We start from the raw sequence: 11200 nt of genomic DNA, 5'->3' as shown, positions 1-11200 counted from the left end.
AGTAAGGCAATGCCCCATCGCCGCACCACGATCGCGCTGCTGGCCATCGCCACGCTGGTGAGCGGATCGGCAGCCTGGTCGACCGCGGATGCCCGCCTCGTCGCCCACGCGCCGGCGGCGGTGGCCGCGCACGGGCGCTGACCCCGAGAGTTTCGGCATCGCCCACTCTCCCTGTTCGGGGCGATGTCAGCGGGTGCGGGTTTCCTCTTTTCCCGCACCCGCAATACCTGAACGGCCGGCGCGCCCCCCTCCCGCGCCGGCCGTTTTGTTTTGGCCATCCGCGCACATGACAGTAAGTTAATCTGGAAGGCAGGTCCGGGAAGGGCGGGCAAGGCTATCCCGAACGGGCAGGCCATATCCGCGTTCATGGCCGGCAAACCGCGGCGCCCGGCCCTCCTGCACTCCTCGGGCCGGGCGTCGCACCCAGACATTGCAACCAGGGCATATAGGCGATGGAACGTCCGATCTTCTTCGATGCGAGCGGCAAGCGGAACCGCTGGACGATGCGTGCCTTCTTCGCGCTGCTGCTGGTGATCGTGCTCGCCGCCGGCGCCTTCGCGATGACCGTGGTGCGGGTGCCCACGCCGGGCCCTCTCGCCATGGCGCTCGAGCATCCCCAGCCGCGTTCGCTCAAGCAGCAGGCCAACCGGCTGCGCCACAGCTTCGCGTCCTGGCTGCCGCAAGGACCGGCCAAGGCCTCGGCCGCACCGCTCGCGGTGGGCTTCTACGTGCCCTGGGACGATGCCAGCGGCGCCTCGCTGCGCCGCCATATCAACGAGCTGGATTGGGTGGTCCCCTCGCTCTACACCGTCACCGGGCCGCAACACCGCATCGCCACCGCGCCCGACACCGAATTCGACCCGATCCTCGCTTCGGCCACGCGCCGGCCCAAGGTGTTGCCGATGGTGCAGAACGCCACCGGCGACAATTGGGACAGCGTCGGCGCCGCCGCGCTGCTGCGCGACCCCAAGGCGCGCGCCGCCTTTCTCGACGAGCTGCAGCGCACGCTGGTGGCGCGCAAGGCGGACGGCGCGGTGTTCGACTTCGAGGAACTGCCCACCGCCTCGCAGCGCGACTATCTGGCGCTGCTGCGCGAGGCGCGCGCCCGCTTCGCCGCGGCGAAGCTGAGCATCGCGGTCACAGTGCCGGCGCAGGACGACGACTGGAACATGAAGGCCTATGCCGCCGCGGCCGACCATGTGATCCTGATGAACTATGACGAGCACGCGCCGGCCACCGCCGCGGGCCCGATCGCCAGCCAGGCCTGGTTCGTCCGCCAGATGAACGCCGCGCTGACCCAGGTGCCCGCCGAGAAGCTGATCGTCGGCATCGCCAACTATGGCTATAACTGGACGGCGCCGGGCAAGGCGGACCCGATCTCGATCGAAGAGGCCTGGCTGATCGCGCATGACAGCGAGGCCACCGTCACCTTCGACAAGGCGAGCGGCAACCAGAGCTTCGCCTATGAGGAGAATGGCACCGAGCACACCGTGTGGATGGCCGACGCCACCACTGCCTGGAACCAGCTGCGCGCCGCCAACATCAAGGGCGTGGGGGGCGTCGCCTTGTGGCGCCTCGGCTCGGAGGATTCCAATTTCTGGGCGGCGCTGGGCGCGGCGCATTCGGGCAAGATCCCCGATCTGCGCCGGATCGAAGCCGTCGGCGATGTCGACGTGGAAGGATCGGGCGAGATCCTGCGCATCACCAGCACGCCGAGCGTCGGCGCGCGCACGATCGTCCAGAATCCGCAGGGGCTGATCGTCGACGAGATCTTCCAGTCGCTGCCGACCCCCTATGTCGTCACCCGCACCGGCTATATGCCCGGCAAGATCGCGCTGACCTTCGACGACGGCCCCGATGCCGACTGGACGCCGAAGATCCTCGACGTGCTCAAGCAGAAGCAGGTGACCGGCACCTTCTTCATGATCGGCGAGAATGCGATGGCCGAGCCGTTCCTCGTCCGCCGCGTGGTCGACGAGGGCCATGAGATCGGCAGCCATACCTTCACCCACCCCAACCTGGCGCTGACTTCGTCGCGCGGCACGCGGATAGAGCTCAACGCCACGCAGCGGCTCATCGAGGCCTATACCGGCCGCTCGGTCCGCCTGTTCCGCGCGCCCTATTTCGGCGACGCCGAACCGACCACCGCGGACGAACTGATCCCCGCGCTGACGGCGCAGCGCGCCGGCTACACCAATGTCGGCCTGCACGTGGACCCGAACGACTGGCAGCGCCCCGGCGTCGACGCGATCGTGGACACCACGCTGCGCGAGGTGGAAGCGGGCAATGCCGAGCAGTCGGGCCAGATCATCCTGCTCCACGATGGCGGCGGCGATCGCTCGCAGACGCTGGCGGCGCTTCCGCGGATCATCGACGGGCTGCGGGCCAAGGGCTATCAGTTCGTCCCCGTCTCGCAGCTCGCCGGCCTCACGCGCGACCAGGTGATGCCCGAGGTGCAGGAAGGCGACCTGGCCGCGGTGCGGATGGACGTGGGCATCTTCCTGGTCGCGGCCACGCTTGGCTTCATGCTGAAATGGTCGTTCTTCCTGGCGATCGCGCTCGGCATCGCCCGCGCCCTCGTCCTTGCCGGGCTGGCAGTGAACGGCAATCGCCGGAAGAACCGCCCGGTCGCGCCGGAGATCGCGCCCGATCGCTTCGTCTCGGTGCTGATCCCCGCCTTCAACGAAGCGAAGGTGATCGAAGCCTCGGTCCGCCGCGCGCTCGCCAGCGAGCAGGTGAACGTCGAAGTGATCGTGCTCGACGATGGGTCGCAGGACGGCACCAGCGATCTGGTCCGCGCCGCCTTTGCCGACGAGCCGCGGGTCAAGCTGCTGACCCTGGAGAATGGCGGCAAGGCGCGCGCACTCAACCACGGGCTGGCCCTGGCCAAGGGCGATATCGTCATCGCGCTCGATGCCGACACCCAGTTCGAGCCTTTGACCATCGCCCGCCTTGCCCGCTGGTTCGAGGATCCGGAAGTCGGCGCCATCGCCGGCAATGCCAAGGTGGGCAACCGCATCAACCTGGTCACCCGCTGGCAGGCGGTGGAATATGTCACCTCGCAGAATCTCGAGCGGCGCGCGCTGGCCAGCCTCGATGCGATCATGGTGGTGCCGGGCGCGGTCGGCGCGTGGCGCAAGGCGGCGCTCGACGATGTGGGCGGCTATCCGGTCGACACCCTGGCCGAGGACCAGGACCTGACCATCGCGATCCAGCGCAAGGGCTGGCGCGTTGGCTATGATATCGACGCGGTCGCCTGGACCGAAGCGCCCGAGAGCTTCCGCGCACTCGCCAAGCAGCGTTTCCGCTGGGCGTTCGGCACGCTCCAGTGCCTGTGGAAGCACCGCGCGATCCTGCGCACCCGCAAGCCGGCGGGCCTGGCCCTGGTCGGCATTCCCCAGGCCTGGGTGTTCCAGATCGCCTTCGCGCTGATCTCTCCGCTGATCGACCTGGCGCTGATCGCCTCGATCGTCGGCACCGCGATCCGGGTCTGGCAGCATGGCTGGGCGCAGACCGAGAGCGACGTACTGCGCATGGGCATCTACTGGATCTCGTTCATGGCGATCGACTTCCTGTGCGGCTGGGTCGCCTATCGGATGGAGAAGCGCGAGAAGCGCTATCCGGGGCTGCTGCTGCTCGCCCAGCGCTTCGTCTATCGCCAGCTGATGTACTGGGTGGTGATCCGCGCCGTCGCCAACGCGCTGCGCGGCCCCTGGGTCGGCTGGGGCAAGCTGGAGCGCAGCGGCCGGGTGGAGGCCCAGGCGACACCGGAAACGCAGGCAGCGCAGGACACGCGGGAGACGCAGGCAACCGCCGCATGAGGAAATCGCCCGAGGAAAGACCCAGCCAATATGTGCTGGACGAACGCGCCTGCCGGATGATCTGCCCGATCGCCGCGGCGATGGTGGGCGTGTGCCTGACGGCGATCGGCATCCTGCGCGTGGTGATCGCGGTGCGGCGCGCCAACACGCTTGCCGACGACCTGCTGGCGCTGGACGCGGTGCTGTTCCTGATCGCGACGCTGACGTCCTATTTCGCCTTGCGGACAGTGACGACCAAGCGGATGCACGAGCTGGAACGCGTCGCCGACGTGACCTTCATCGCCGCGATGCTGCTGATGACCGTGGCCGCGCTGGTGATGACCTATGCGCTGGCGGTCTAGGTCGGGAACGCGCGCAAGCCTGTGAAACCAGCGCCCCCCCCGGCGCAGGCGGGGATGCACGGCGGCAGGAAGCGAGGTCAGAACCGGATCGCCGCGCGTAGCCCCGGTGCGTTGTCCTCGAGCGTGAAACTGCCCTGATGGAGCCGCGCCACCGCCTCGACCAGCGACAGCCCCAGGCCCGAGCCGGTGACGTGGCGGGCGGGATCGAGGCGGCCGAAGCGGCTCAGCGCCTCGGCTCGGCGTTCGGCGGGAATGCCGGGGCCATCATCGGCCACCGACAGCGTGATGCCGCCTGCCTCGTGCGCGGCGCCGATGACGATGCGGCGGCCGCCCTCGGCATATTTGGTGGCGTTCTCGATCAGGTTGCCCAGCGCCTGGCCCATCAGTTCGCGATGAAGCGGCGCGTGCAGGCCCGGCTCGGCCTCGACCGCGATCTCGAAGCCGCGATCCTCGGCGAGCGGACCATAGACTTCGGCAAGATCCTCGAGCAGCGCCGCGATGTCGGTATCGACGAAGCGGTCGCGCCCGATCCCCGCCTCGGCCCGGCTGATCAGCAGCGCGGTGGAAAGCATGCCGAGCAGGGTCTCCGCCTCGCCCGACACGCGCTCCAGCGCCGCGAGCGCGGTCTCGTCCTCGGTCTCGATGATCGCGCGTTCCAGCGTGACCTTGATCCGCGTGACGGGCGACCTGAGGTCGTGCGCCAGCCCGTCGGTCATCATGCGCAGCTGCGAGACCAGCGCCTCGATCCGATCGAGCATCGCGTTGACCGCTTCGCCCAGCGCATCGAACGCGTCGCCGCTGCCGTCGATCGGCACGCGGCGGCCCAGCCGGCCTTCGCCCACGTCGCTCGCGGTGGTGACCACCGCCTGGATCTGGTTCGAGAGGACGCGGCCGATCAGCAGCGCACTGAGCAGCGCGAAGATCACGCCGATCACCAGTGCCGCCGTGATCGCTTCCTCGTTCACGCGCGCCAGGCGAACGCTCGAGGTGATCACATGGCCGGCGAGGAGCCGCTCGCCATTGGGGAGCGTGGTGGAAGAGACGCCCATCAGCTCGGCCCGGTCGCTGCCGGTGCGATAGAGCTCGATCGCACGCCAATCGGTCTCGGCCGGGATCACCGTGGGCCAATCGCCCAGATTGCCGCGGATCGGGTCTTCCTTGGCGGTGGCGAGCAGGATCACCAGCGGGCTGGCATGCGCCTGGGCGAGCCGCGCGTCGATGATCCGGATGAGCGCCGCATCGCCGCCGGCATGCCAGGCGGAGACGAGATCCTCGCGCAGATCGGTGACGAGCGCCTTTTGTTCGGCGGCGAGCGCGCTTTCGCTCGATTGCTGGACGAAGAGCAGGATGCCGCCGGTGACCGTGAGCTGCACCAGGAAGGCGATGATCACGAAGCGCGCGATGACCGAGCGCGCGAGCTGCCCCCAGCGCAGCGTCACCTCACGCCGCCGGGCCGAGACGATAGCCGGCGCCGCGGATCGTGTGGAGGATCGGCTCGCCGCCATCGTCCAGCTTCTTCCTGAGCCGGCTGATATGGACGTCGATCACGTTGGTGCCGGGATCGAAATGATAGTCCCATACCCCTTCGAGCAGCATGGTGCGCGTGATCACCTGGTCCGGATGGCGCAGGAAATATTCGAGCAGACGGAATTCGCGCGGCTGGAGATCGATCACCTTGCTGCCGCGCTTCACGCGCCGCGAGAGCAGGTCCATCTCCAGATCGCCGGAACCCAGCTTGGTCACCGCAGTCTCCGCGGCGCCGCGCTTGCGCAGCAGCAGGCGGACGCGGGCCAGCAGTTCGGCGAAGGCGAAGGGTTTCACGAGATAGTCGTCGGCCCCCGAAGTGAGGCCGCCGACCCGGTCGTCCGGCGTGCCGAGCGCCGAGAGGATGATTACCGGCGTCTCGATCCTGGCAGCACGCAGCGCGCCGAGCACGGCCATGCCGTCCATCCCCGGCAACATGCGGTCGAGCACGATCGCGTCGTAGCTGCCGTCGCTGGCGAGGAACAGGCCGTCGCGCCCGTTATCGGCACGGTCGACCGTGAACCCCTCTTCACTCATTCCCTTGACGATATAGGCGGCGGTGGGCTCGTCATCCTCCACCAGCAGCAGCTTGTGCCCCATTCTCTCCACTCGCACTTCGCAAGAGCTTGAGATGGCGTAGCTGCTTTTGGTGCACCAAGTCGAGATATACCTGCGGATGGGGATCGTTGCGCAGATAGCGCCGGGCCTGGTCGAGCGTGTCCACCCCGCGTCCGTCGATGGCGATGATCGCATCGCCCACTTCCATCCCGTCCCTGGCCGCCTCGCTTCCCGAACGCAGGCTGGTCACCACCAGCCCGCGCGCCGTGTTGCCTGGCGTCTCGGCGGTGAAGCCCGGGAACAGGCTGGCGCCGGTCTGCGCGGCGAAGACATGGTTGATCCCGGACCGCCAGGCCCAGCCCAGGATCACCATGGCGCTGAGCGCGAAGGAGAGGACGAGGATCAGCACGAAACCGTCGGTTCCGCGCATCGTGCGGGCGGCGGAAGCGGCGTTGTCCTGGATGTCGCGGCTCGTCATTGCGAGCATGGGGATGCCCCTGGCGCCGGGGCAAGTCACGTTAAGCTTTGGTCATGATCTCGTCACGGGAAAGCGAATTGCGTGTATCTATGGAAGCTGGACTTTCAAGGAGTTCGCCATGCGCCTTCGCCGCCGCAAGCTCGGCATCGCCCTCGCCGCCCTGGCCCTGATACTCGCCGGCTTCACCGGCTTCCTCGCCTATATCGGCTATCTGGGCGGCCCGGTCTATTACGACATCTCGCCCACGCGTCCGGCGCCGCCGGCACTGAAGGGGCTGGCGGTGGTGCTGGTATCGGGCGACATGGGCTTCAAGATCGGCATGGGGCCGGATATCGCGCAGCGCTTCGCCGCGGACGGCGTGCCCGTGGTGGGCGTCAGCTCGCTCGCCTATTTCCGGCACCAGCGCACGCCCGCCGAAGTGCGGGCGCTGATCACCGACGCGGCGCGGCGCGCACTCGCCTTCGGCCATGCGGACCGGCTGGTGATGGTCGGGCAATCCTTCGGTGCCGACATGACGCATGTGGGCCTGACCGGCCTGCCCCAGGACCTGCGCGCCAAGGTGAAGCTGGTCGCGCTGGTGGTGCCGACCGATACCGTCTTCTACCACGCCTCGCCCTCCGAAATGTTCAACTGGGTCAAGCCCGACGCCATGGCGCTGCCCACCGGCCGCCAGCTCACCTGGGTGCCGACGCTTTGCGTGCAGGGGGTGGAGGAGAAGAACAGCCTGTGCCCGATGCTGACCCAAGCCAATGTGCGGCGCGTGGCATTGCCGGGCGGGCACATGCTTCACCACGACCCCGATACGTTGTACGATACGCTCCACCGGGCGGTTACGGACATTACCAAAAATTAGGATTGCGACCACGCCACCGACAGGCGCGCAGGGCCAAAGAGCGTCACGAGAGATACCGAGGGAGTTTCGAAATGCGCTTCGGCAAGATACTGGCCGGCATCGGCATCGGGGCCATTCTGCTCGGCGCGGTGCAGGCATCGGCCCAGGCGCCGGCGGCCGCGACCGGCGTGGTCGGCACCTGGGTCAACCCGCGCGGCTCCGTGAAGGTGCAGACCGGCGCGTGCGGCGACAAGCTGTGCGGCTGGGTGGTCTGGGCCAATGACGAGGCCCAGCGCGACGCGCGCGACAGCGGCGTCCAGAAGCTGATCGGCACCGAACTGCTCCAGGACTATCACCCGACCGGCAACGGCAAATGGCAGGGCCGGGTCTATGTGCCCGACATGGGCCAGACCTATTATTCGAAGATCGAGCAGCAGGGGCCGAACAGCCTGAAGATCAGCGGATGCATCCTGGGTGGCTGGATCTGCAAGTCGCAGGTCTGGCAGCGCGGCTGAAGCCGACCGCGATGCGCCCCGCCTACAAGACCGCACTACAGGTCGGCGCCGTCGTCGCGATCGCCGCGCTCGCCTTCGCGGCGCTGCGCGGCCTGCTCCACGAGGTGCACTGGCGCGACGTGCGCCACGCCTTCCGCGCAATCAGCGCATGGCAGATCGCCGGCGCACTGGCGCTCACCATCGGCAGCTATGTGATGCTGACGCTGTACGATGTGCTCGCGCTGCGCATCATCGGCCGGCCGCTGCCCTATCGCACCGCTGCGCTCGCTTCGTTTACCAGCTATACGCTGAGCCACAATCTGGGCTTCGCGCTGCTCACCGGCGGATCGGCGCGCTACCGCGTCTACAGCGCGGCGGGGCTCGACACGGCGGAGATCGTCAAGGTGATCGCCACCGCGAGCCTCACCTTCTGGTCGGGCGTGGTGGTGATGGCGGGCGCGGCGCTGGCATTGCACGCCGGCGGCCTGGAACTGGCCGGCTTCACCATCCCGGCCGGCGTACAACGCGGGATCGGCATCGCGATCCTGGTCGTGACGCTGGGCGTGCTGGCGATGCTGCGCGGCCCGGCGCGCGAAGTGAAATTGTGGCGCTGGCGGCTGCGCTGCCCGAGCCTGGCCCAGGCGCTGGGCATGATCGCAACCTCGGCGATCGACCTCGCGCTGGCCAGCGCGGCATTGCTGATCCTGGTTCCCGGCGCGGGGCTGCACGCGTTCCCCGCCTTCTTCCTCGGCTATGCGCTGGCGATCATCGCGGCGCTGGTAACGCATGTGCCCGGCGGCGTGGGCGTGTTCGAGGCAGTCATGCTTGCAGTGCTGCCCAGCGCCGACCCGTCGCGCATCGTGGCGGCACTGATCCTCTACCGGCTGATCTACTATGTGTTCCCCCTGCTCGTCGCGGGCGCGCTGCTCGCGGTGCACGAGCGGCGTCAGTTGCGGAAGCCGCTCGCCGCGATCCGCGCAGTGGGGTTGGCGATGCACGGGCTGGCACCGACCTTCCTCGCGGCGCTGGTCTTCGTCGGCGGGGTGGTGCTGCTCGTCTCGGGCTCGCTGCCGGCGATCCATGCCCGCCTGCGCGACCTGCACGCCTTCGTGCCCCTGCCCTTCGTCGAAGCCTCGCACATCGCGGCGAGCCTGGCGGGCACCGCGCTGCTGCTGATCGCCCCGGCGCTCTACCGGCGGCTCGATGCGGCCTTCCACCTCTGCCGTACCCTGCTGCTGGCGGGCGCCCTCTTTTCGCTGGTGAAGGGCGTCGATTATGAGGAGGCGATGATCCTGCTGATCATCGCGGGGCTGCTCCAACTCTCGCGCACCGCCTTCTACCGCAAGACCGCGCTCACCAGCACGCTCTCGACGCGGGCACTGCTATCCGTCGCGGTCGCCGTGGCGCTAGCGACCTGGATCGGCTTCTTCGCGTTCAAGAACGTGCCCTATCAGGACGATCTGTGGTGGGAATTCGCCTGGCGCGGCGACGCTTCGCGCTTCCTGCGCGCAAGCTTTGCGGCTGCGGTGGCGCTTACCTGCGTCGCCGTGACTCAGTGGTTCGGCTATGCCCAGCCGAAGCGCGAGGAACATGCGCCCGATACCGAGCTTCCGCGCCTGCCGCTCGTCCATGCCAACCGCACGGACGCGCTGCTCGCCTATGCCGGCGACAAGCGCTTCCTGCGCTCGGAAAGCGGCCAGACGCTGTTGATGTACCAGGTGCAGGGGCAGAGCTGGATCGTGATGGGCGACCCGGTGGGCCCTGCGGAGGAATGGGGCGACATGCTCTGGCAGATCCGCGAGATGGCGGACGCGGCGCAGGGCCGGCTGCTGCTCTACCAGATCTCCACCGATGCCCTGCCGATCGCGATCGACCTGGGCCTGCAGCTCGTCAAATATGGCGAGGAGGCGCGTGTGGCGCTGCCCGGCTTCACCATGGAGGGGCCGGAGAAACGCTCGCTGCGCCATTCGGAGCGCCGCGCGGCCCGCGAGGGCGCCTGCTTCGAGATCGTCCCCGCGGCACAGGTGCCGGCGCTGATGGCCGAGCTTCGCACCGTTTCCGACGCCTGGCTGCACGACAAGGGGCAAAGCGAGAAGGCGTTCTCGGTCGGCCGCTTCGATCCGGCCTATCTCTCCCGCTTCGATTGCGCGCTGGTGCGCCACCATGGGCGGATCGTCGCCTTCGCCAATATCTGGGCGACGGACAATCGCGAAGAACTCTCGGTCGATCTGATGCGGCATCTGGCCGAGACGCCCTATGGCACCATGGACTTCCTGTTCGTCCAGCTGATGCAATGGGGCCGCGACCAGGGCTATCGCTGGTTCAACCTCGGCATGGCGCCGCTATCGGGCATCGAATCGCGCCGCCTGGCGCCGATGTGGGCGCGGATCGGGGCACTGCTCTATCGCCATGGCGACGCGTTCTACGGCTTCGAGGGGCTGCGAGCGTACAAGGACAAATTCTCGCCGGCATGGACCGCGCGCTACATCGCCGCCCCTCCGGGCCTGGGCTTGGCACGCGGGATGATCGACTTGCAGACCTTGGTGGGCGGTGGCTCGCGCAGCGCCGCGATGCGGCGGCGATTGCGACTGGTGGCCTGACCCGTCGGTTCAGTACCGTCCCCAGACGAAGCGCGAGGACAGGGCGAAGTTCCACACGGCGGCGACGGCGATGCCGGCCAGCGCCGCGAAGCGCCAGTCGCCGTGCTGGACGTTGTGCAGGAACGCCGCGACCCCGACATTCGCCGCCGCGCCCACGCTGCAGACGAAGCAGAAGCTTGCCCAGCCCCGCAGCAAACGGCCGCTCCCCTTGAGGCGCTGCTCGCGATAGGTGAGCGCGTTGTTGAGGAAGAAGTTGAACGTCATCGCCGCCAGCACCGCCAGCATCGTCGCCCCGACAAAGGGCCAGGCCAGGCCGCGGAACAGCACGCCAAGCACCAGGAAATGCACGCCTGCGCCCAGCGCGCCGATGCCCGAGAACATCACGAAGCGCACCGGCACCACCCGGCCGAACATCCGGTCGTAGAGCGCGATGAGATATTCCATCGCCACCACGTAATCGAGCTTGCTCTCCCCCAGCGCCCGCGTGCGGAACACATAGGGCAGCTCGAGGAACTTCAGCGGCCGCGGCGAGGCCGTCATGATGTCGAGCAG

The 11200-nt window shown here is 68.3% G+C and carries 10 protein-coding genes; 6 read left to right on the top strand and 4 right to left on the bottom strand.

The annotated features are described in order from the left end of the window. Positions 1 to 9 precede the first annotated feature (9 nt). The 3 genes from BGP17_RS09600 to BGP17_RS09590 all read left to right on the top strand — a co-directional run bounded on the left by BGP17_RS09600 (position 10) and on the right by BGP17_RS09590 (position 4162). On the top strand, positions 10 to 141 hold the full coding sequence (locus tag BGP17_RS09600) for a hypothetical protein (RefSeq protein ID WP_286711818.1): 132 nt from the start codon (positions 10 to 12) through the stop codon (positions 139 to 141). Positions 142 to 452: 311 nt separating this feature from the next. Next, positions 453 to 3821 carry a trifunctional glycoside hydrolase family 18/polysaccharide deacetylase/glycosyltransferase family 2 protein gene (locus tag BGP17_RS09595; RefSeq protein ID WP_286711817.1) on the top strand — a complete coding sequence of 1123 codons (3369 nt, stop codon included), beginning with the start codon at positions 453 to 455 and terminating at the stop codon, positions 3819 to 3821. Beyond that, a complete protein-coding gene (locus BGP17_RS09590) occupies positions 3818 to 4162 on the top strand; it encodes a hypothetical protein (RefSeq protein ID WP_167301615.1) in 345 nt (114 codons plus the stop codon). Before BGP17_RS09595 ends, BGP17_RS09590 begins: the two co-directional genes overlap by 4 nt. 77 nt (positions 4163 to 4239) lie before the next feature. On the opposite strand, the gene BGP17_RS09585 is transcribed toward BGP17_RS09590, so the two are convergent. Genes BGP17_RS09585 through BGP17_RS09575 form a run of 3 tightly spaced genes read right to left on the bottom strand, consistent with a single transcriptional unit; the run spans position 4240 to position 6731 of the window. Further along, positions 4240 to 5667: a sensor histidine kinase gene (locus BGP17_RS09585; protein ID WP_167301614.1), complete on the bottom strand. Its 1428-nt coding sequence runs from the start codon at positions 5665 to 5667 to the stop codon at positions 4240 to 4242. Then, a complete protein-coding gene (locus BGP17_RS09580) occupies positions 5603 to 6286 on the bottom strand; it encodes a winged helix-turn-helix domain-containing protein (protein ID WP_286711816.1) in 684 nt (227 codons plus the stop codon). The genes BGP17_RS09585 and BGP17_RS09580 overlap by 65 nt, the downstream gene beginning before the upstream one ends. Next, positions 6255 to 6731, bottom strand: coding sequence for a PDZ domain-containing protein (locus tag BGP17_RS09575; RefSeq protein ID WP_286711815.1), 477 nt, complete (start codon positions 6729 to 6731; stop codon positions 6255 to 6257). The genes BGP17_RS09580 and BGP17_RS09575 overlap by 32 nt, the downstream gene beginning before the upstream one ends. Positions 6732 to 6840: 109 nt before the next feature. Between BGP17_RS09575 and BGP17_RS09570 the strand changes: the two genes are divergently transcribed. The 3 genes from BGP17_RS09570 (at position 6841) to mprF (ending at position 10648) form a co-directional block, all read left to right on the top strand. Next, positions 6841 to 7575, top strand: coding sequence for an AcvB/VirJ family lysyl-phosphatidylglycerol hydrolase (locus BGP17_RS09570; RefSeq protein ID WP_286711814.1), 735 nt, complete (start codon positions 6841 to 6843; stop codon positions 7573 to 7575). 71 nt (positions 7576 to 7646) lie between these two features. Beyond that, positions 7647 to 8069: a DUF2147 domain-containing protein gene (locus BGP17_RS09565; RefSeq protein ID WP_167301610.1), complete on the top strand. Its 423-nt coding sequence runs from the start codon at positions 7647 to 7649 to the stop codon at positions 8067 to 8069. After that, complete coding sequence (mprF, locus tag BGP17_RS09560; RefSeq protein ID WP_286711813.1) at positions 8018 to 10648, top strand: bifunctional lysylphosphatidylglycerol flippase/synthetase MprF; 2631 nt, start codon at positions 8018 to 8020, stop codon at positions 10646 to 10648. The genes BGP17_RS09565 and mprF overlap by 52 nt, the downstream gene beginning before the upstream one ends. A 9-nt stretch (positions 10649 to 10657) precedes the next feature. Here the strand turns inward: mprF and BGP17_RS09555 are convergent. After that, the coding region (locus BGP17_RS09555; RefSeq protein WP_286711812.1) for a GtrA family protein at positions 10658 to 11200 on the bottom strand (543 nt) is incomplete at its 5' end.

Origin of the sequence: Sphingomonas sp. 67-41, from assembly GCF_001899725.1 — a bacterium.
Lineage (GTDB): Bacteria > Pseudomonadota > Alphaproteobacteria > Sphingomonadales > Sphingomonadaceae > Sphingomonas > Sphingomonas leidyi.
The sequence above is the reverse complement of the archived record's forward strand: the minus strand, read 5'-3'. Positions and strand labels throughout refer to the sequence as shown.